Origin of the sequence: uncultured Alsobacter sp. (genome assembly GCF_945952055.1) — a bacterium.
In the GTDB taxonomy this organism is placed as follows: domain Bacteria; phylum Pseudomonadota; class Alphaproteobacteria; order Rhizobiales; family Beijerinckiaceae; genus Alsobacter.
Genome location: NZ_CAMFHB010000027.1, coordinates 59,099 through 78,645, shown reverse-complemented (window position 1 = coordinate 78,645; position 19,547 = coordinate 59,099). Strand labels below are relative to the sequence as shown.

Below are 19,547 nucleotides of genomic sequence, written 5' to 3'. Positions count from 1 at the left end.
GGAAACAATGGCGGCGCAGCAAGCGACAGCAGCGGCAGGCACCATGCACGGCGGGCGCGTCAGGCGCAGCCGCCGGCCTCGCGGCACGGAGGGGCGCACCGCCTGGGCTTTCGTCCTGCCGCTCGTGATGGTGGAACTCGCCCTCGTCGCGGCTCCCATGGCGATCGGCGCGTTCTACAGCCTCTACCGCGTCGATTACTTCGAGCTGACGCAGTTCCGCGGGCTGGGCAACTACTGGACGGTGCTCACCTCGCCCATGGTACGGCAGGCGCTCGGCGCCACCGTGGTCTTCTCGCTCGCCTCCCTCGGCTTCACCATCGTGTTCGGGATGGCGCTGGCCATGCGGCTGGAAGCGGACACGCGGGTCAACGTCTGGCTGAGGGCCATTGTCCTCATTCCCTACATCATCTCGATGCTGGTCGGATCCCTGCTCTTGCGGTGGATCTACGCGACCGACTCCGGACTTCCCGGCATGCTGCTCGGACCTTTCGGCCTGGGAGACACCTCGATCCTGGCCGATCCGACCCTGGCCATGGCAGCACTCGTCTCGAACGCCATCTGGCGTGACAGCGCCTTCGCCATGATCGTTCTGCTCGCGGGCCTGAAGGCCATTCCCGCGCAACTCTACGCGGCGGCTCGCGTCGACGGCGCTGGCGCCTGGATGCGCTTCACCCGGATCACCCTGCCGCTCATGCGCGTCCCGCTGCTGATCGCGGTGGTGCGCCTGCTGATCCACTTCGTCAACGTGCTCACCTTCGCTCTGATCCTGACGGGCGGCGGGCCCAACAATGCGACCCAGACCATGGGCCTCGCCATGTACCGCCTGGGCTTCATCGACTTCCGGATCGGCGAGGCGAATGCCCTGGCGATCCTCGTCTTCGTCTTCAACATCATCCTGATCGGCGTGAACCTGCTGCTGTTCCGTCAACGCCGGGGAGTGACGCCATGAGCGCGCCCTTGCAACAACGACCCGCACGGCGATGGCGCTCGCGCAGGCGAACCCGCCGGTGGGCGGGCTGGGTGATCGACATCGCGATCGCGGCCGTCGCACTCGGGCCGATCCTCTGGGGCCTCTCGACCTCCCTGAAGCCCGCGCCTGACATCCTCGCCTATCCGCCCGAGTTCATTCCCTCCCGGCCGACACTGGAGCACTACGCCCTCCTCTTTCGCACGGGCATCCACCACTTCGTCCTGAACAGTGCGATCGTTTCCACCGCCGCGGTCGTGCTCTCGCTGGCCCTTGGCAGCCTCGCCGCCTATGCCCTCGCCCGCATGGCCTTCACCGGCAAGGCGGCCGTGATGTTCGCCGTGATGGCGCTGATGAGCATTCCGTTGCCGTCCGTGCTGGTGCCCACCTTCACGCTTCTCGCCAGCATCGGGCTCACCAACAGCCTCACGGGCCTGGCGCTGCTCTACACCGCCTACCAGCTCCCGATCGTCGTCTGGCTCCTCTATGGGTATTTCGGAACGCTTCCGGTCGAGCTGGAGCATGCGGCGCGCATCGACGGCTGCACGCGCCTGCAGACCTTGCGAAAGGTCGTCCTCCCGCTGTCCGGGCCGGGGCTGGTCGCGTCGGCGCTGTTCGTGCTGACCTTCGCCTGGAACGACTTCGTCGTGGCCGTGGTGATGACGTCGTCGGAGGACGTGAAGACCCTCCCTGTCGCGATCTACGGCTATCTCGGGTTCTACGGCCGGGACTGGGGTCCTCTCACGGCCTCGGCCATGCTGTCGATCGTGCCGGTCATCGCCGTCTTCATCGCCTTCCAGCGCTACTTCCTGTCCGGCATGACCGGCGGCAGCATCAAGGGCTGAGCATGACCAGCGTTTCCTTCACCGGCGTGCGCAAGACCTACGGCGACGCCGTCGCGCTCGAGGCGCTCGATCTGTCGATCGCACCCGGCGAGTTCGTGGCCCTCCTGGGCCCTTCCGGATCGGGCAAGACGACGACGTTGAACTTGCTCGCCGGCCTGATCGATGCCGACGAAGGCGAAATCCGGATCGGCGAACGGGTCGTCAACGACGTCACCCCGGACCGGCGCGACATCGCCATGGTCTTTCAGAACTACGCCCTCTACCCCCACCTGACCGTGTTCGAGAACCTCGAGTTCCCGCTGAAGGCACGTGACCGCCGCGTGTCCGCCGCCGAGGTGGAGCAAAAGGTCGAAAAGGTCGCGGCCACGCTGGGCCTCGCCGAACTCCTCCACCGCTATCCCAAGGAGCTCTCGGGCGGCCAGCAGCAACGGGTGGCGCTGGGCCGGGCGATGATCCGCGACCCGAAGGTCTTCCTTCTCGACGAACCGCTCTCCAACCTCGACGCACGCCTCCGCATCCGCATGCGCCGCGACATCAAGGCCCTGCACGAGGCCATCGGCTCCACCATCGTCTACGTCACTCACGACCAGGCGGAGGCGATGACGCTGGCGACCCGCATCGCGGTGTTCAGCAACGGCCGCCTCCAGCAGTTCGCGACACCCGCCGAAATCTACTCACGCCCGGCCAATCTCTTCGTCGCCGAGTTCGTCGGCGAACGAGAGCCGGTGCTGCTCGAGGGTGTGCTCACGGGCGGTTCCGGCCGCATGATCTTCGAGACCGCGGGAGGGATGCTCACCCTCGATGGGGCGGTCCGACACCTGGACGCTCTCGCGGGCCGACGGGTCGTTTTGTGCCTTCGCGCGGAAGCCTTCCGGGCCGGCCGCGAGGCGGGAGAGGGCGACCCCGCGACCGTGAAGCTGGTCGAACTCTCCGGGCCCGACGCGCTTCTGACCTGCGCCCTTCCCGGCGGTGCCGAGATCTGCGTGCGGGCCGAGCCCAATGCAGGCTTCGCCCGCGGCGACGGGGTCTGGTTGCGAGCGCTTCCTGACCGGATCGCGGCCTTCGATCCGCAGTCGGGCACCGCGCTTTGCAGATGGGAGTGAACATGCCGGAGATGCTGCATTTCGAACGCTGGGACGTGCTGGTGGTGGGCGGTGGGGCCGCCGGCATTGGCGCGGCCGTAGCGGCGGCCCGCAATGGGGCACGCGTCCTGCTGGTCGACGCCGGGCCGATGGTGGGCGGAGAACTCGTCTCCGGAATTCCGGTCGACGGCTGCCTGTCGAGCCGCGGCGAATGGGTGGTGGGCGGCGTCTGCCGCGATCTCTTCGACGAGTGCGACCGGCTCGGCGGCTACATCGGCCCGATCAACGACTACCGCTCGCTGCACGTCGTCGCCGTCGACCCGGAGATCATGAAGATCGCGGTGCTCAACGTGCTGCAGCAGGCGGGCGTCGTCTTGCGGCTCTACAGCTATGCCGACCAGGTCGTCATGGACGGCCCGCGCGTCCGCGGCGTCGTGGTGGTCAACAAGGGAAGACGCACCCTGGTCGAGGCCGGCACGGTCATCGACGCTTCAGGGGACGGTGACGTCGCCGTGGCCGCCGGCGTCCCCTTCGAGAAGGGCGACGCGGCGCAGGGCGAACTGCAACCGGTCACGCTGATGTTCCGCATGGTTGGCGTGGATGGCGAGCGCCTGCTTCGCTTCGTGCGCGACAACCCGGAGAATGCTGGCCTCGGGGAATACGAAGGCATTGGCCTCTCCAGGGCGGAGTGCGCCGCGGCCCTCTACCGACAGGGCCTGCCGAAGGTCTTCCTGGTCTCGGACGGTCCGGTGATGCGCGACGCCATGGCGCGCGGGGCGCTGCACAGGTCCTCGATGATGGGCATCACGCCCACCTCGATGCAGCGTCGGGAGGTCAGCGTCAACACCACCCGCGTCGGCCATCTCGACGCCACCGACACCGAACGGCTCAGCCAGGCCTTGCCGGACCTGGTGAAACAGGTGTGGGAGTGCGCCGGCTTCCTCAAGTCCTCCGTTCCCGGCTTCGAGGACGCCGTCTTCTCCGGTCTGGCACCGCGCATCGGCATACGCGAGACCCGTCGCATCCTGTGCGACGTCGTGCTCGGGGACGACGACGTGGCCGAAGCTCGCAAGCGTGAGGACGGGATCGCCAAGGGCGCCCACGAGATCGACGTTCACCTCGCCGGGACCGGCCACATGCGCCGCCCGATCAGAGACGGCGGCTCCTACGACATTCCCTACGGCATGCTTCTGGCCCGGGGAGTTCCCAACCTCCTGGTGGTGGGGCGCTGCATGTCTGCGAGCCGCGTCGCCCACAGCTCGGCCAGGGTCATGGGCACGTGCCTCGCGATGGGACAGGCCGCCGGCACGGCCGCAGCCATCGTGGCGTCCGCAAACGACGCCATTTCCGATCTGCGGCAGGTCCATGTCGGCCGGCTGCGCGAAACGTTGCGCGCGCAAGGCGCGGTTCTGGAAGGAACGCGCTGATGCCCGCAGCGCTGCGCGCCCTCTCCTACGACGTCGTGGTCATCGGCTCCGGCAGCGCGGGGCTGGCCGCCTCCATCGCCGCCGCGCGAAACGGAGCTCGTACGCTCCTTGTCGATGCGGGGCCTTCGATCGGGGGCGAGCTCCTGAGCGGGCTTCCGCTCAACGCGTGCCTCAGCGCCTGTGGCGAGTGGGTGGTCGGCGGCATCGTCCGGGAGCTCCTCGACCGGTGCGAGACGATGGGCGGACTGGTGGCACCCTATTTCGACTGGCGGTCCCTGTGGCTCGTCTGCGTCGATCCCGAGGTGATGAAGCTCGCCTGCGCCATGATGGTGTCCGAGGCCGGCGTGGAGCTCCTGCTCAACAGCTTCGCGGAAGACGTCGTGGTGGATGACGGGCGCGTCACCGGCGTCGTGATCGCCAACAAGAGCGGCAAGACCCTCGTCACCGCGGAGGTGTTCATCGACTGCTCGGGCGACGGCGATGTCGCCGTGCGCGCCGGAGCGCAGTCGCAGAAGGGCGGCGAGGGCGGTGCCTTCCAGCCGGTCACCATGATGTTCCGGATGCAGGGCGTCGACCCCGGCCCGCTGCTCGACTTCGTCGTCGCTCACCCCGAATTCGTGGGGCTGGGCGAAAGCCCGGCCATTGCCCACCTCAGCAAGGCGGAATGCGCGGAAAGGCTGCGACAGCAGAATGTCCCCTCCGTCTTCTTCGACGGCCAGAAGCCTTTCATCGCGCAGGCCATCGCAGCGGGAGAGCTCGCGCCGTGCGGCATCCTGGCCGTCTGCCCGGTCTCGACCGCCCGGCGCGAGGTCAGCCTCAACACGACCCGCATTGCGGACCTCGATGCCACCGACCCGGATGCCCTGAGTCGCGCTCTCCCCCGGCTCGTCGACCAGGTCTGGACCTGCGTGCGCTTCCTTCAGAATCGCGTCCCCGGTTTCGAGAAGGCGGTCTTTTCGGGCCTCGCCCCGCGTATCGGGATCCGTGAGACCCGCAGGATCATGGGGCTCGAGGTCCTGACCGGCGACGATGTGCTCACCGGCCGCAAGCGTGGCGACGGCATCGCCAAGGGTGCGCATGAGCTCGACGTTCATGGCGCCGGGCGCCAGCATCGCCGGGAGATGATCCGCGACGGCGGATCCTACGACATTCCCTTCGGATGCCTGGTCCCGCGAGGCCTGCGCAACCTCCTGGTCGCGGGCCGCTGTCTCTCGGCAACCCGCGAGGCGCACGGTTCCGCCCGGGTCATGGGAACCTGCATGTCCATGGGGCAGGCCGCCGGCACCGCGGCTGCGCTGTGCGCCACGTCCGAAACGCCCATTGCCCAGCTTTCCGTTCAAGCCCTTCGCGAACGCCTCCGCGAACAGGGCGCAGTCCTGGAGACGACCTATTGAGGCGGATTGGAGGAAGCTGAGATGCCTAGGTTCATCCCTGCGTTCGCTTGGGCCCTGCCGACGCTCGTCACGCTGACGGCGGCGGCCTCGGCCCAGACGACAGTCACCATGTGGACGTTTCTCGATCCCAACAAGACCTCGCCACGCGAGGTGGCGCTGGCCCAGATGATCAAGGATTTCGAGGCCAAGAACCCCGGCATCCGCATCAAGGTGGAGCCGCAGGACTTCGCCCAGATGCCGTCGAAGTTCTTTCTCGGACACCGAACCGGTGGCAATCCGGACATCGTCTGGATCGACGCCAAGAACCTCGGGGGCCTCGCCAAGTCCGGTGCCGGTGCCGATCTCGGCGGCGCCGTCGTGTCGAAGTGGCCGGCAGGCGGAAAGGACGACTTCTTCGTCAAGGCGGGCTGGGATGCCGGGGTCGTCGACGGGAAGCTCGTGGCTCTGCCGCTGTTCCATGGGGCGAGCGTGATCTACTACCGCAAGGACCTGTTCAAGCAGGCGGGGATCGATCCGGCGACGATCAAGACCTGGGATGCGCTGCGCGACGCCGCGAAGAAGCTGACGGTGGTCAAGGACGGGCGCACCGAAACCTGGGGGCTCGGCATTCCGCTGGCACCGATCAAGACCGAGAGCACCCCGATGCTGATCGGCATGCTCGACGAGAAGCAGCCGCTGTTCAACGCCTGCAAGGCCAACTACGCCACTGACCTGGGCGTGAAGGCGCTGACATACACCCAGTCCCTCATCGATGACGCCAAGGTCACGCCCAAGGAAGCACTGGTCAACAGTGTTGACGACGTCACCGACCAGTTCGTGGCGGGACGCTACGCCATCGCCATCAGCTCCAACCTGCGCTTCAGCGTGATCGCGAAGAACGCCAAGTTCGGCGGTGACAATGTCGGCATCATGGCCTGGCCTTCATGGGACGGCGCCAAGCCGGGCCCCATGCCCGTCTCCGGGTGGTGGGTCGCAGAATGGGCGAAGTCACCGCGCCAGGCGGAGGCCGCGAAGTTCATCGACGCCATGGTCAGCCCCGATGGCGTCAAGCTCTGGGCCACCGTTGGCGGCCAGGTCCCCTCGCGAAAGTCGCTGCTCGGCGATGCCTTCTTCAATCAGCCCGAGAACGCCTGGGTGAAGACGATGATCGATGCCTGGAGCGCCTCGAGCTGGATGGAGCCCGTGGAATGCAACACGCGCACCTTGCAGGCGGGCCTCAACGAGGCGCTCGCGCGCGTCATGCAGGACAAGATCTCCCCGAAGGAGGCTCTCGCCGAGGCGGAGAAGAAGTTCGCCGAAGCCCAATGACCGACACGGTCGCCTGAGGCGAGATGGCAAAGGTCGCGAGGATGGCTGCCGACGTCGTGATCGTCGGCGCGGGCGCCGCCGGCTGCGTCCTCGCGGCGAAGCTCAGCGAGGATCCGCGCCGGCGGGTTCTGCTGGTCGAGGCTGGTGGGCGGGATTGGCATCCCGCCTACCGTGTCCCGATCATGGCGGGGCTGCTCTACGGCAGCCCACGGGGGAACTGGCTATCCGAAACCGAGCCTGAGCCCGCCCTGAACAGGCGACGAATCCTGTGGCCCCGCGGCAAGGTGATGGGCGGATCAACCACCATCAACGGAATGATCTGGCACCGGGGCCGTCCTTCCGACTACGAACGCTGGGCCGCGGGAGGGCTGCCCGCCTGGAACTGGGACGCGGTGCTGCCGCTGTTTCGGGCGCTGGAGCGTTTCGAGGGCGGCTCATGCCCCGATCACGGGGCGGATGGCCCCGTTCCCGTCACCCTCGGGACAAGCGACAACCCTCTCCACGAGGCCTTCCTGCGGTCGGCCGAGGAGGCCGGCCATGCCGCGACGGCCGACTACAACGCTCCACCTTACGAGGGGGCCGGTCGCTATCACTTCACCATTTCCGGCGGCGAACGCTGGTCGGCCGCGCGAAGCGTCCTGCAGCCGGCCCTGGCACGGCCCAACCTGCGTGTCCTGCGCCACGCCACCGTGACGCGCGTGCTGTTCGAAGGCCGCCGGGCCTGTGGCATCGGGGTTGCGTCGGCAGGTCGGGAAGTCGCGATGACGGCGGGGCGCGTCATCCTGGCCGCCGGGACGATCGGTTCGCCCGCGATCTTGCTGCGCTCGGGGCTTGGCCCAGCGAGTGACTTGCGCGCGCTGGGCATTCCGGTCGTGGACGACCGGCCCGGGGTCGGCGCAAACCTGCAGGACCACCTTTCGCTCCGGGTTCAGCATGCCTGCCTGCGGCCGATCACGCTGCATGCCCTGACCCGCGTGGACCGGGCCGCACTCGCCTTCCTTGCGGCAGCCGTGCTGCGCCGGGGCGTCGGCACGACCATGCCGATTGGCTCGGGCCTTCATTTCCGCTCGAACGGTTCGGAGCCCGAACCCGACATCCAGGCCTTCTTCACGCCCTCCCATTCCCAGTCCACGGTGCGGCTGCCGTTCATGCCGGCCCCGCCCGCCGGGGCGCTGCAGCACGCCTACTCCCTCAGCTTCTACGCGATGCGCCCCCATAGCCGTGGCCGCCTCACCTTGCGCGATTCCGACCCTGCGTCGCCACCTGTCATTCGGGCTGGCTACCTGGCCGATGCGCGGGACCGAGAAAGGATGCATCGGGCGCTCCATCTCGTCCGCAAGATCATGGCGCAGCCGTCTTTTGCACCGTTCCGGGGGGAAGAGCTCCAACCGGGGGGCGATGTCACGACGGCTCCGGACATCGACCGCTGGATCGCGCAGACGGCAGGCTCTGCGTTTCATCCGGTCGGCACGTGCAAGATGGGATTGGCCCGTGACCCTGACGCGGTGGTCGATCAGGATCTCGCCGTCATCGGCGTGGAAGGGCTCACGGTCGCCGACGCGTCCGTCATGCCGTCACTGACGAGCGGAAACACGATGGCGCCGGCCATGATGATCGCCCTCCGATGCGCGCAGTCATCGTGAGCGCCCGAGCAAGGCATCGGCTGGGGACGCTTCCGGACTGCGCGTGATCCGTGCCAGGCGCGTCCATGAGCAAACCGTCTGGCTGGCGAGCTCCTGATCCCACGTCTGATCGAGTTCGACCGCGAAGGCCCGCGCACCACACCCGAGGTTCCACGGTCGGTGACGCACCGACGCTTCATCGCGGGCCGGAATTCATCAGATGATCGAAGGCTCTGGCGGTTGACCGATCCTTGCCGACGCGCTGGGGCAAGGAATGGCGCTCCCATGGGGAGGCGGCGGCGAAAAGCTAGATCGTTGAATTCGTTGCGGAATTCCGAGCCTTCGAATGGAAGGTATCACGGTCGGTATCACAGTCGCAACAGGTCGAGTTCCGCGCCGACGCTCTGGCGTTGAAGGGGCATTGGAGCTATGGCGGTACCGTCTGGTTCGTCCGAAACCGACAACAACAGACGGGGGCCGCCGGTTCAGCCCGGCAGCCCCTCGTTGCATCGGTTCAATTGGACTTCTTCAGCTGTGACGACTGGCCGCCAAAGTCGGCCGCCGAAAGTCGACAGAGCAGCGGAGTTGGCGGGCAGAAGGATCTAGTTCGCGATCTTGGCCAGCGCTTCCTTGTAGCCCTTCTCGATCTCGCTGCGGGCGTCCTCGGCCGAGCCGTTCCGCAGGATCATGCGCTGGGCCGCCTCGCCCAACACCTGGTGGAACGTCGTGAGGGCCACGGAGTACGACACGAACTGTCCACGCTCGCGGATGAACTGCGACCACTGCTTCTGACGCTCACCATCGGGCGTCTTGAAGTGGGGCGAGGTCTCGTAGACCGATGCGCGGGCCACCACTTCGCCCGCTTCCGCCGCGATCGCCTGGGCTTCGGGGCTGCCGAGGAAACGGATGAACTGCCAGGCCGCCTCCTTCTGGGACGCATTCGCATTCACCGCGGCCGTGTAGCCGTAGGTCACGAGCTTTCCATCCGCCTTGAAGGCAGGCGCAGGGGCCCAGCCGAGATCGTCGCCGGCGCCGCCCGACTGGACGGCCCGGAAGCGGTAGAGGCCGAAGTTCGACATCGCAACGTTGCCGGCCCGCAGGCCGTCATGGACCTCGTTGTAGCCGAACTGGATGCTGGCCTTCGACGTGGTTCCGCACTTGCCGTACAGATCCTTGACCATCTGCAAGGTCTTCAGGAGCTGGTCCCGGTCAATGATCATCTCGCGACCATCCGGGGCAAAGTATTTGCCGGTCGTCTCGGTCGCCATCGACGAGAACATCAGCTCGGCGAAGGCCTGCGCGCCGCCCGGGCCGCCGGACGTCCCGAGCGGCACCGCATAGCCGACGACGTTGCCGAGCGTCGACAGCTTGGTCCCGCTCTCGCAGACCTCGTCGTAGGTCCGCGGCGGCTTGATGCCGGCCTTCTCCAGCATGCCCTTGCGATAGAGCAGCACCGGGATCCGGAAATCCTGCTGCATGCCGTAGAGCTTGCCGCCGATCTTGGCGGCGTCGAGCGGCAGCAGCCAATCCTTCATGTCGAACTTGTCGCGCGCAATCAGGTCGTCGAGCGCCAGGACCGAGCCTGTCGCGACGAATTCTGGCGCGTTGAAGTTGTTGACGCGGAAGGCGTCGGGGGAGTTCGACTTCGTCCGCAGGGCACGCAGGGTCGTCTGCTGGTTGGTGTCGATCAGCACCCGGACCTTGATGCCGGGGTTGGCCTTCTCGAAGGCCTCGATGATCCGCGTCTGGGCCTCGGAACGAGGATCGTTCTTGTTCGCCGGATCAAGGAAGGTCGCGTAGACCACCTCGGTCTGGGCCTGGGCGAGGGTTGCGCCCGTGGCGACGAACGTCCCAATGAGCCCGGCCATGGTCATGGCAAGACTGACGCGCATGGATTGGGATTTCATGGTGCTTCCTCCGTTGATGATTGGGTGCTGGGCCTGACGTCAGCCCTTGACCGCGCCGGCGGTGAGGCCGGCGACGAACCACTTCTGGACGATCGCGAACAGGATCATGACGGGCAGGGACGCCGTCATCGCGAAGGCCATCATGTAGGACCAGGAGATGCCGACGGTGTCGAAGACCTGGTTCACGAGCGCCACCTGGAGCGTGCGCTTCGTGACGTCCGGGGCGAACACGGCGACGGTGATGTAGTCGTTCCAGATCGTGACCACCCCGATCACCGCAATGGCGGCGATGCCCGGCTTGATCAGCGGCAGGACGAGCAGCCGAAGGATCTGGAAGCGCGTCGCTCCGTCGATCGAAGCGGACTCCTCGATCTCGACCGGGACGGCGTCGATGAAGTTCTGGAGAAACCAGACGGTCTGCGGTGCGATCCGGGCGGCCAACAGGACCACGATCACCAAGCGATTGTTGAGGAGGCCGAGGGCATCGAGGACGTAGTAGGTCGGCACCAGCACCGCCACGCCAGGCACCATGGAGGTCGCCAGGATCACCAGCATGATCGGCTTCTTGGCCGGGAAGTCGAAGCGGGATGCGGCGTACCCGGCCGGAATGGCGACGATCAGGGCAAGGATCACCGCGCCGACGGCATAGAAGGTCGAGTTCCAGAGCTCACCCAGAAAGCCCTGGTACCTGAAAACGTGATCGTAGTTCTCGAACGTCAGCGGCGAGGGGATGAATGTCGGCGGGAGCCTGACGGCCATCACCTCGGTCTTCAGCGACGTGGCGACGCCCCACGCGATCGGGCCGAGAACGACCACGGCGATCACGAGCGCGATCAGACGCATGCCGACAAAGGTCGCGGGCTTGGAAATGGCGGTGTCGCTCATGACCTTGGCCTATCCGGTCACGCGGCCCGTCAGCCGCGTATAGAAGGCGCCCAGCGCGATGTTGATCACGAGCACCGTGATCGACAGCACGGCGGCGGGTCCGATGTCGACGCTCTGCAGGGTGCCGCGAAAGACTTCGAGGCTCAGGGTGGTCGTTGCCCCGAGCGGGCCGCCACCGGTCAGGACGATTAGCAGGGTGACCAGCGTCAGGTAGATGATCGAAAGGTTCAGGCCTGTGCTTCCGAGCGTCGGGATGAGGTGCGGCAGCGTGACGTAGCGGAACTTCTGCCGCGCGCCTCCGCCGTCGATGTCGATGGCCTCGTAGAGCTCGGCGGGGATCGACTGGATAGCGGCGCTGACCATTACCATGACGTAGGGGAACGACCACCACGCGGTGACGAGGATCGTGAGCGGCAACGCGACGTCGGGATCGCCCAGCATGAGGCCCGGCGAGAGGCCGGCCTGTCCCATGAAGTAGGCGATGGGTCCGAAGGAGGGGTTGAGCATCCACAGCCAGATGCTGCCCACGACCGCCATGGAGAGCGTCCATGGGAACAAGGTCAGCACACGCAGCGCCGCTCCTGTTCGCCCGCTTGCGTTGAACACCAACGCGGCTGCCAGACCGAAGATCAGCGAGAGGACGAGCGAGCCCGCAAGGTAGGCGAGCGATACACGCGCCATCTCCCAGAACGAGCCGGAGCCGAGGATCGTGGCGTAGTTGCGTAGCCCTACGAAACCCTGGAGCTGGAAGTAGCTGGTCTTCTGGAAGCTCATCCAGATGACGAAGCCGGTCGGGTAGAGGGTGACGAGCGCGAGCAGCGCGAGGACGGGAATGAACCAGATGACGGGCATCGGCCGGCGTGAGCGAACCGCCGGCGCCGTCGCTGCTGCCGTCGATGGAGCTGTCGCAGCCATGCCCACCCCGCGTTCCCTCGCCATCCCACACGCCGGACCGTTCAGGTCGAACCGGCCCGTTAGTGGAACGTTATTCCATTAGCGAGGGTTGGGTCAACTGCCTTTGGCTTTGGCGACCGTGTGGTTCAGGCTCGCCACGCGATAGGGCCACAACTCGGACAGCTTTCGACCCGCCTCGCAGAGCCTGTCCGCGAGTTCGGCCAAGGCGGGCGCTTCGAAACGGTGGATCGGTCCGGCAACGCTGACAGTTCCGACGCAGATGCCGTTCTGGACGATCGGCGCCGCGATCGCGCCCACGCCGGGTTCGGCCTCTTCCTGGGAAATGGCCCAGCCGCGTTCTGCGCTCTCGTCGAGCGCCATCGAAAACGTCTCGCGCGTTCTGATCGCCCGGGACGTCCCGATCCCGGGTTGCCCCAATCCGCTCGCTAGCGCCAGCTGGAGAGCCTGGTCGCGCGGGAGGGTCGCAAGCCATGCCTTCCCATTGGCCGTCACGTGCAAGGGCACGCGCGCAACCAGTTCCGGCTGATAAATCAAACCGTTACGGGCGCCCTGGGCCTGTCCGATCCAGGTGAGGCCGTCTGGTCCGACGATGGCCAGGCGACCCAGGCTTTCCGTCGTGGCGGCGAGTTCGTCCAGGATGGGTTGGCAAATGTCCGGGATCCGGGTCCCGGCCAGCAGCCTCTGCCCAACAATCGCCAGGCGCAGGGACAGCCGGTAGAAGCCGGTCGCCGGGTCCTGCTCGGCCCAGCCGAGTTCGCAGAACGTCGCCAGCAGGCGGTGCGCCGCACTCTTCGGCATGTCCAATTGACGTGCAATTTCGCCGAGCGGGAGGTTCTCAGCGCGCTCGCTGAGGAGAACGATCAGGTCGAAGCAGCGCTCGACAAGAGATTTGACAAGCCGCATCGGTGCGCTCTAGCCTCCTAAGTGGAACAGCATTTCATTAGCAGGCCGGTCGCTCCTCCGCAATGAAGGGATCGGCCGGGGGAGGAGAGCTCTCGTGTCATCATCGTTCGCCCCCAATCTCCTGCGCGACCGCGTGGCTCTCGTCACGGGAGCGGGACAGGGGCTGGGGAAGGCTATAGCGGCCGCGCTCGCCGCGGCCGGTGCCAAGACGATCGTCAACGACGTCGCGATTGGTCCGGCAGAGGCCTGCGTCGCGGGCCTGCGCAGCGTCGGCGGCGATGCCGAGGCATCGATCTTCGACGTTTCCGATTCGGAGGCCGTCCATGCTGCCGTCGCCGGCATCATCGAACGCCACGGCCGTCTCGACATCGTCGTCAACAACGCCGGAATCGGTGACTTTGTCGAATTCGACCTGATCACGCCCGAGAAATGGCGGCGCATGCTGGACGTCCACCTCACCGGCGCTTTCAACTGCTCTCACGCCGTGTTCCCGCACATGAAGGAACGGCGTTCTGGAAGCATCCTGAACATCTCGTCCGTGGCAGGCAAGCGCGGCGACTTCATCGGCAACGCGCACTACACCGCGGCCAAGGCCGGGATCGTCGGCCTCACCAAGTCCCTGGCGATGCACGCAGCACCTCACGGCGTGCGGGTGAATGCACTGGCTCCGGGCCTCGTCGCCACGGAGCTCACGGAAGGCATGAGCGAAGCCATGCGCGCGACGACCCTGGCCCGCATTCCGGCCGGTCGTCTCGGCTCTCCCGAGGAAATCGCCTCCGTCGCGCTGTTCCTGGTCTCCGACGCCGCGAGCTACATCGTGGGCGAAACGGTGAGCGTGAACGGCGGATCCTACATGGACTGAGCCGACGCAATCCGACCCTCACGGAGCACCCGCGATGCGCCTGGCGCTATTCGATGTCAGTCACTGGCACTTTCCCCTCTATGACGCCGCCCTGCGCCAGCCGGGCATCCAGATCGTGGGCTGCTGCGATGCCGAGGGCATTGCCGGGGAGGCGGTCGCGAGGCGCTATGGCTGCCCGCTCCTGTCCCGGGACGCGCTGCTCGGCCTCGACTTCGACTTCGGGCTCGTGTTCAGCCGCCACGCCGACATGCCGGCCGTGGCAGCGCAACTGATCGCGAAGGGCCGCTCGTTCCTCATCGAGAAGCCGTGCGGCGTGACGAGTGCCGCCGTGCGGAAACTCGAGCGGGATGCCTCTGCTGCCGGCGTCCATGTGGCCGTGCCGTTCATCCTGCGAGCGAGCGATCTCCTGAAGCGGCTGACCGATGAAGGACGTCTCGCTTCCTCCGGCTACCGCCACCTGGCCTTCCGGTTCATTCCCGGGCCCCTGTCGCGCTACGAGGCGAGCGCACCCTGGATGCTGAACGGGGCGATCTCGGGCGGCGGGTCGGCGATCAATGTCGGCGTGCACTTCTACGACCTCGTCCAGGTCCTCGCAGGCGAGCCGATCGCCAGTGTCAGCGGTCGCACGCAACGCTTCCGTCAGGACACGGACGTCGAGGAACTGGCCGTGTTCACGCTGACAACTGCGTCCGGCCACCTCGCGACTGTGTCCACCGGCTATCTCTATCCGAGTTCCGCCGGGGACCAACGCGAGTTCAGCTTCTCCGTCGCGCATGACGAGGCGTACTTCCAGGGATTTGCCGACCAACTGACCATGAAGCGTCGGGGCGCCGCCGAGTCGCGGTCGGAGAAGTTCGACTACGAGACGGATCGCTACTACCCGATCTTCCTGTCGGACACGCTGCAGCGCGTCGCCAGTGGCCGGCCGCCATCCGCGGGGCTGCGCGAAGCGGCTCGAGCCCTCGCCGTCGTGGAGGCCGGCTACCGGTCGGCAGCACGGGGCGGCGAGACGGTGGCCGTCAAGGACGTGGCGCCATGACCGGGCTGGTCGAGAAGGCAGGCGACATCCTGCTGGCGGCACGATCCGGCCTTGCAGGACCGTTGCCCGATCTTGGTGTCGAGGACGCCTACCGTGTTCAGGCCGCGGTCCTGGCCAAACGCGGCGCGACCGTCGCGGGATGGAAGGTCGCCATTGTCGGGGGCCGAGCCGCTGCCGCGCCGATCGCCAACATCGACGTGTTTTCATCGGATGACGTGCTCGGCCATGCAGCCGGGACGCGGATCGAAAGCGAAATCGGCTTCGTGCTGGGTCGTGACCTGCCGCCTCGCTCGGCGACCTACGATCGTGCCGACATTCTCGACGCGATCGCCTCCGTGCACGTGGCTTTCGAGATCGTCTGCGGCCGCCTCGGCGAACCGCCGGCGGTGCCCTTCACGGCCTTCCTCGCCGACGCGCTTGGCAATGCAGGCGTCGTTGTCGGCGCCCCGGTCGCCGATCGCTCGGCGCTTCCACCCCGCGCCGTGCTGTCGGCTGGCGGCGTGGAGATCGCGTCGGGAGAGCACCCCCACGGCGATCCGCTCGCAGGGCTTCTGGCCTGGGCCAACGACCAGCAGGACCGATGCGGCGGGCTGAAGGCCGGGCAGCGGGTGATCACCGGTTCATTCACCGGCGCTCCACTCGTGGACGCCGGGAAGCGCTACGTGGCGACGTTCGGCGACCCCGCCACCGCCGTGGCGATCCGGTTCCGGCAATCCTGAACAGGCGGCCTCTGGCCGAAAGCGTGGAGAGAAGACATGGCCCTTGCGGGATCTGGCGTGGTCGCCATCTGGAACGACATCACCGATGAGGGGCGGGACAACTTCTACGAGTGGCACAACCGGGAGCACATTCCCGAGCGTGTCGGCATCCGCGGCTTCCTCCGCGGGCGGCGCTACAAGGCCGAAGCGGGTGATGGGCAACCGGCCTACTTCACGCTTTATGAAGTCGCCGGCACCGAGGTCCTGAGTGGCCCCGACTACCTCACGCGACTGAACGCGCCGACGCCCTGGACGACCGATTCCGTCCGTCACTTCCGCAACACGGCCCGCTCCTTGTGCGCCACCGAATGGTCTCGCGGTCCGGGGTCGGGAGGTTTCATCGCGACCCTGCGGTTCGACTGCGACCCAACCCACGACGAGGCGCTGATGCGGCGTCTGGTCGAGGCCCTTGAGGGACTTCTCGGCCAAGCCGCCATTGTCGCGGCGCACATTTGTCGCGCCGACCTGGCGGCCAGCCGCGCGAAGACGGCTGAACAGAAGGGGCGGCCGGAGAACGCGGTGCCGCGCTGGGTCGTCATGGTCGAGACGTCGACGGAGGCGGCCGCGCGTGCCTGCCTCGGCGGGCCGCTCGGATCGGCACTGCTGGACGGCGTGCAGCCCGACAATCCCGAGCGCGGTCTGTACCGGCTCCAGTTTGACCTCCTCGGCAACACGCCGTCCGCCTGACAATCCGGAAGCGAAGAACGATGAAGCTCCTGCGCTATGGTGACCCCGGCCGCGAAAAGCCGGCCTTGCTGGCGTCCGACGGATCGATCCGCGACCTCTCCAGCATCGTGTCCGACATCGCGGGCGACACCTTGTCCCCCGCGTCGATCGCGAAGCTTTCCGCTCTCGACCCTGGCACCCTGCCGGTCGTTCCTGCGGGTGTCCGTCTCGGCCCCTGCGTCGGCGAGGTCCGCAACTTCATTGCCGTCGGTCTGAACTACGTCGATCACGCCCTTGAGACGAACACGCCTGTTCCCTCGGAACCGGTCCTCTTCAGCAAGGCCACCACGTCGTTGTCCGGGCCGGACGATCCCATCCGGCTTCTTCCGGGCTCGGAGAAGACCGACTGGGAGGTCGAGATCGCCTTCGTGATAGGGCGCGAAGCGTTCCTGGTCAGCCCCGACGACGCGCTCTCCCATGTCGCGGGCTACGCCGTGTGTCACGACGTGTCGGAGCGAGCGCTGCAGATCGAGCGGGGCGGCCAGTGGATCAAGGGCAAGAGCGCTCCGGGGTTCGGGCCGCTCGGACCCTGGCTCGTGACGACCGACGAGATCGCCGACGTCCAGGACCTCGACCTCTGGCTGGACGTGAACGGCGAGCGTCGGCAGACCGGCACGACGCGGAAGATGATTTTCCCGATCGCCTATCTCGTCTCGTACATCACCCAGTTTATGAAGCTGATGCCGGGCGACGTCGTGACCACCGGCACCCCTCCGGGCGTCGGGCTGGGCATGAAGCCGCCGCAGTTCCTGAAGCCGGGCGACGTGGTGACCCTCGGCGTGGCGGGGCTCGGCACACAGCGGCAGTTGATCCTGGGGCCGGATGCTGGCGCCCAACCTCACTAGCGGGAGCGAACGATGAGAGTGCTCGTGAGCGGTGGAAGCCGCGGGATCGGAGCTGCTGTCTGCCTGCGTGTGGCGGAAGCAGCGCTTGCGCGAGGCGAGAAGCCGAGGATCGCGGTCTGCGGCCGGGAACCGTCCGAGCCGCAGGACCAGGTGGCGCGCTCCGTACGCGACTTGGGGGGCGAGGCGATTGCGTTGTCCGGGGACCTCGGCGACCCGGACGTGGCCGCGCGACTCGTCGACGAAGCCGTCGGGGCATTCGGGGGGCTGGACGCGTTGGTCTCCAATGCGGGCGCGGCGAGCCCGGCCAAGATCTGCGATCTGTCAGTCGCCGACTGGGACCGGTTGTTCGCCATCAACCTGCGCAGCGCCTTCCTGCTCGCGAAGAGCTGCTACCCCCATTTGAAGGCAAGCCGTGGAGCCGCGTGCTTTACCTCGTCGATGTCCGGGCAGCTTCCGCATGCCGGCTCGGGCGCCTACAGTCCGACCAAGGCCGCGCTGACGATGCTGGCCCAGACACTGGCGCTCGAGTGGGCCGACGACGGCATCCGCGTCAACGTCGTCTCTCCCGGCATGACCCGCACGCCGATGACCGAGAAGATGTATGTCGACCCGGCAATCAAGCAGGCCCGCGAAGCCCTGATTCCTCTCCATCGCATCGGCGATCCCAGAGACGTCGCCAACGTCATCGAGTTCATGATCAGCCCCTTGTCAGGCTTCGTGACGGGCCAGGACCTCTGCGTCGACGGCGGGTTCACGAAGACGATCCTGAGCCACATCCCGGGACGACCGAGTTCGCGAACCTGAGCGAGTTCTCTCGGCCACGCGCGGTGCGGGTGTCCGGCCAATCTCATCGCAGTGCCGACGACAGGCTCGGGAGTTCTCGACCCATGATCATCAACACGTTCTCGTATCTCTGGTCGGCACACGCCGTCGACGTGATGTGCGACCTCACCAGCCATAGGTACAGGGTGTTCGAGGTCCCGATCAGTTCACCGCACTGCTGGCCCGACGAGATGACGCCTGCGATGCGCAAGGAAGCCCGGAAGCGTCTGCAGGACTGCGGTGCGGTGGTGAGGTCGCTCAATGCGGGCGGCTACGACATCAACCTGGCGAGCCCCGCCGCCAACATGAGGCGAAAGAGCACGGATCACATCAAGGACGTCATGGACCTCGCTTTCGAATGGGGCGCCACCGATGTCGTGATCTCACCCGGCACGCGGCGGCCGATGATCTCGCCCCCGCTGCCCCTGACACTCGGCTGGCTCTCGGAGAGCCTCGAGCGCCTCCTGCCGCGCGCCAGGCAGGCCGGCGTCAGGCTCCTCCTCGAGAACACGCCCTACTGCTTCAGGCCCACCCTTGCGGAAATGGCCGGTGTCGTGAACGACGTCGGCGACGAGACCCTGGGCATCGTCTACGACGTCGCCAACGCCGCCTTTATCGGGGAGGATCCCGTCACCGGTCTGTTGGCCCACCACGCTGCAATCGGCCTGGTCCACGTTTCCGACACGACGATCGCCGAATGGGGGCATGACCCGATCGGCACCGGCGTCGTCGACTTTGAGTCGCTGGGAAAGGCCGTGCAGGCGACGGGCAAGGGCAAGGATGTCGTTCTCGAGATCATCCGGGAGAAGGATCCCCTGGGTGAGATCAGGACTGGGCTCCATGCGCTCAAGAAGCTTGGGTGGACCGTCAGCCCGTAGGCCTTAGCGCACCTGGGTTCCATCACCCGGCTCAAGCGCTGCGGGACCCTTCGCCTAGCGACGGGACGAGTTCTCGTGCATGGACGCGACGGGAAGTCGGGCGGCCACGAGGCGATGCATTCCCATTGCACTCTGTCCTGCGTTGGCTGCCCAAGCTCGAACCGGTTCAGAACACGAATGACTGGACTCCATCGAGACACCCGGGTGCCGCACGTAGAACGGCTACATTGGAAGTCTTTCTCGGACGCCAGATTCGACGTGCCGTCGACGTCCATAGGTGCCTCCGCTGGTCAAGACTTGTCTTCGTGTCGGGCATGACGGAAGCTTCAAGTGCAGGGAGCCCTCGCACAGCACAGTCGCGC

General features: G+C 66.8%; 18 protein-coding genes. 14 read left to right on the top strand and 4 right to left on the bottom strand.

From position 1 onward, the window contains the following. Window positions 1-7 precede the first annotated feature (7 nt). Genes Q0Q47_RS19240 through Q0Q47_RS19210 form a run of 7 tightly spaced genes read left to right on the top strand, consistent with a single transcriptional unit; the run spans window position 8 to window position 8,666 of the window. A complete protein-coding gene (locus Q0Q47_RS19240; RefSeq protein WP_293863336.1) occupies window positions 8-949 on the top strand; it encodes a carbohydrate ABC transporter permease in 942 nt (313 codons plus the stop codon). Continuing rightward, entirely contained in the window at window positions 946-1,812 is an 867-nt protein-coding gene (locus tag Q0Q47_RS19235; RefSeq protein WP_293863334.1) for a carbohydrate ABC transporter permease, read from the top strand. The genes Q0Q47_RS19240 and Q0Q47_RS19235 overlap by 4 nt, the downstream gene beginning before the upstream one ends. A 2-nt stretch (window positions 1,813-1,814) precedes the next feature. Beyond that, on the top strand, window positions 1,815-2,915 hold the full coding sequence (locus tag Q0Q47_RS19230; protein ID WP_293863332.1) for an ABC transporter ATP-binding protein: 1,101 nt from the start codon (window positions 1,815-1,817) through the stop codon (window positions 2,913-2,915). 2 nt (window positions 2,916-2,917) lie between these two features. Continuing rightward, window positions 2,918-4,321 (top strand): FAD-dependent oxidoreductase, encoded by a 1,404-nt coding sequence (locus tag Q0Q47_RS19225; RefSeq protein ID WP_293863330.1) that lies wholly within the window; start codon window positions 2,918-2,920, stop codon window positions 4,319-4,321. Beyond that, window positions 4,321-5,715, top strand: a complete 1,395-nt coding sequence (locus Q0Q47_RS19220; protein WP_293863328.1) for an FAD-dependent oxidoreductase — start codon at window positions 4,321-4,323, stop codon at window positions 5,713-5,715. The genes Q0Q47_RS19225 and Q0Q47_RS19220 overlap by 1 nt, the downstream gene beginning before the upstream one ends. A 21-nt stretch (window positions 5,716-5,736) precedes the next feature. Next, window positions 5,737-7,023, top strand: a complete 1,287-nt coding sequence (locus Q0Q47_RS19215; RefSeq protein ID WP_293863326.1) for an extracellular solute-binding protein — start codon at window positions 5,737-5,739, stop codon at window positions 7,021-7,023. A gap of 41 nt (window positions 7,024-7,064) precedes the next feature. Then, complete coding sequence (locus Q0Q47_RS19210; RefSeq protein WP_293863324.1) at window positions 7,065-8,666, top strand: GMC family oxidoreductase; 1,602 nt, start codon at window positions 7,065-7,067, stop codon at window positions 8,664-8,666. Window positions 8,667-9,247: 581 nt separating this feature from the next. Here the strand turns inward: Q0Q47_RS19210 and Q0Q47_RS19205 are convergent. From Q0Q47_RS19205 to Q0Q47_RS19190, 4 genes are all read right to left on the bottom strand, one after another. Continuing rightward, complete coding sequence (locus Q0Q47_RS19205; protein WP_293863322.1) at window positions 9,248-10,552, bottom strand: ABC transporter substrate-binding protein; 1,305 nt, start codon at window positions 10,550-10,552, stop codon at window positions 9,248-9,250. Between the two features lie 39 nt (window positions 10,553-10,591). Beyond that, window positions 10,592-11,437: a carbohydrate ABC transporter permease gene (locus tag Q0Q47_RS19200; RefSeq protein WP_293863320.1), complete on the bottom strand. Its 846-nt coding sequence runs from the start codon at window positions 11,435-11,437 to the stop codon at window positions 10,592-10,594. Window positions 11,438-11,446: 9 nt separating this feature from the next. Next, window positions 11,447-12,289, bottom strand: coding sequence for a carbohydrate ABC transporter permease (locus Q0Q47_RS19195; RefSeq protein WP_293863318.1), 843 nt, complete (start codon window positions 12,287-12,289; stop codon window positions 11,447-11,449). A gap of 156 nt (window positions 12,290-12,445) precedes the next feature. After that, the gene (locus Q0Q47_RS19190) at window positions 12,446-13,255 is read right to left on the bottom strand and encodes an IclR family transcriptional regulator (protein ID WP_293863316.1); all 810 of its coding nucleotides are present in this window, start codon (window positions 13,253-13,255) and stop codon (window positions 12,446-12,448) included. Window positions 13,256-13,349: 94 nt separating this feature from the next. Between Q0Q47_RS19190 and Q0Q47_RS19185 the strand changes: the two genes are divergently transcribed. From Q0Q47_RS19185 to Q0Q47_RS19155, 7 genes are all read left to right on the top strand, one after another. Further along, window positions 13,350-14,117, top strand: a complete 768-nt coding sequence (locus Q0Q47_RS19185; RefSeq protein WP_293863314.1) for an SDR family NAD(P)-dependent oxidoreductase — start codon at window positions 13,350-13,352, stop codon at window positions 14,115-14,117. Between the two features lie 34 nt (window positions 14,118-14,151). After that, window positions 14,152-15,156: a Gfo/Idh/MocA family oxidoreductase gene (locus Q0Q47_RS19180; protein WP_293863312.1), complete on the top strand. Its 1,005-nt coding sequence runs from the start codon at window positions 14,152-14,154 to the stop codon at window positions 15,154-15,156. Beyond that, complete coding sequence (locus Q0Q47_RS19175; RefSeq protein WP_293863310.1) at window positions 15,153-15,875, top strand: hypothetical protein; 723 nt, start codon at window positions 15,153-15,155, stop codon at window positions 15,873-15,875. The genes Q0Q47_RS19180 and Q0Q47_RS19175 overlap by 4 nt, the downstream gene beginning before the upstream one ends. Window positions 15,876-15,911: 36 nt before the next feature. Beyond that, complete coding sequence (locus tag Q0Q47_RS19170) at window positions 15,912-16,601, top strand: DUF4286 family protein (RefSeq protein WP_293863308.1); 690 nt, start codon at window positions 15,912-15,914, stop codon at window positions 16,599-16,601. 20 nt (window positions 16,602-16,621) lie between these two features. Continuing rightward, the gene (locus Q0Q47_RS19165) at window positions 16,622-17,485 is read left to right on the top strand and encodes a fumarylacetoacetate hydrolase family protein (protein ID WP_293863306.1); all 864 of its coding nucleotides are present in this window, start codon (window positions 16,622-16,624) and stop codon (window positions 17,483-17,485) included. A gap of 12 nt (window positions 17,486-17,497) precedes the next feature. After that, window positions 17,498-18,289 carry an SDR family NAD(P)-dependent oxidoreductase gene (locus tag Q0Q47_RS19160; protein ID WP_293863304.1) on the top strand — a complete coding sequence of 264 codons (792 nt, stop codon included), beginning with the start codon at window positions 17,498-17,500 and terminating at the stop codon, window positions 18,287-18,289. 83 nt (window positions 18,290-18,372) lie between these two features. Beyond that, the gene (locus Q0Q47_RS19155) at window positions 18,373-19,185 is read left to right on the top strand and encodes a sugar phosphate isomerase/epimerase (protein WP_293863302.1); all 813 of its coding nucleotides are present in this window, start codon (window positions 18,373-18,375) and stop codon (window positions 19,183-19,185) included. Window positions 19,186-19,547: the final 362 nt, after the last annotated feature.

Coding starts and splice junctions, on each gene's coding strand:
- Q0Q47_RS19240 (WP_293863336.1), top strand. CDS start 8: ATGGCGGCGCAGCAAGCGACAGCAGCGGCAGGCACCATGCACGGCGGG.
- Q0Q47_RS19235 (WP_293863334.1), top strand. CDS start 946: ATGAGCGCGCCCTTGCAACAACGACCCGCACGGCGATGGCGCTCGCGC.
- Q0Q47_RS19230 (WP_293863332.1), top strand. CDS start 1,815: ATGACCAGCGTTTCCTTCACCGGCGTGCGCAAGACCTACGGCGACGCC.
- Q0Q47_RS19225 (WP_293863330.1), top strand. CDS start 2,918: ATGCCGGAGATGCTGCATTTCGAACGCTGGGACGTGCTGGTGGTGGGC.
- Q0Q47_RS19220 (WP_293863328.1), top strand. CDS start 4,321: ATGCCCGCAGCGCTGCGCGCCCTCTCCTACGACGTCGTGGTCATCGGC.
- Q0Q47_RS19215 (WP_293863326.1), top strand. CDS start 5,737: ATGCCTAGGTTCATCCCTGCGTTCGCTTGGGCCCTGCCGACGCTCGTC.
- Q0Q47_RS19210 (WP_293863324.1), top strand. CDS start 7,065: ATGGCTGCCGACGTCGTGATCGTCGGCGCGGGCGCCGCCGGCTGCGTC.
- Q0Q47_RS19205 (WP_293863322.1), bottom strand. CDS start 10,552: ATGAAATCCCAATCCATGCGCGTCAGTCTTGCCATGACCATGGCCGGG.
- Q0Q47_RS19200 (WP_293863320.1), bottom strand. CDS start 11,437: ATGAGCGACACCGCCATTTCCAAGCCCGCGACCTTTGTCGGCATGCGT.
- Q0Q47_RS19195 (WP_293863318.1), bottom strand. CDS start 12,289: ATGCCCGTCATCTGGTTCATTCCCGTCCTCGCGCTGCTCGCGCTCGTC.
- Q0Q47_RS19190 (WP_293863316.1), bottom strand. CDS start 13,255: ATGCGGCTTGTCAAATCTCTTGTCGAGCGCTGCTTCGACCTGATCGTT.
- Q0Q47_RS19180 (WP_293863312.1), top strand. CDS start 14,152: ATGCGCCTGGCGCTATTCGATGTCAGTCACTGGCACTTTCCCCTCTAT.
- Q0Q47_RS19175 (WP_293863310.1), top strand. CDS start 15,153: ATGACCGGGCTGGTCGAGAAGGCAGGCGACATCCTGCTGGCGGCACGA.
- Q0Q47_RS19170 (WP_293863308.1), top strand. CDS start 15,912: ATGGCCCTTGCGGGATCTGGCGTGGTCGCCATCTGGAACGACATCACC.
- Q0Q47_RS19165 (WP_293863306.1), top strand. CDS start 16,622: ATGAAGCTCCTGCGCTATGGTGACCCCGGCCGCGAAAAGCCGGCCTTG.
- Q0Q47_RS19160 (WP_293863304.1), top strand. CDS start 17,498: ATGAGAGTGCTCGTGAGCGGTGGAAGCCGCGGGATCGGAGCTGCTGTC.
- Q0Q47_RS19155 (WP_293863302.1), top strand. CDS start 18,373: ATGATCATCAACACGTTCTCGTATCTCTGGTCGGCACACGCCGTCGAC.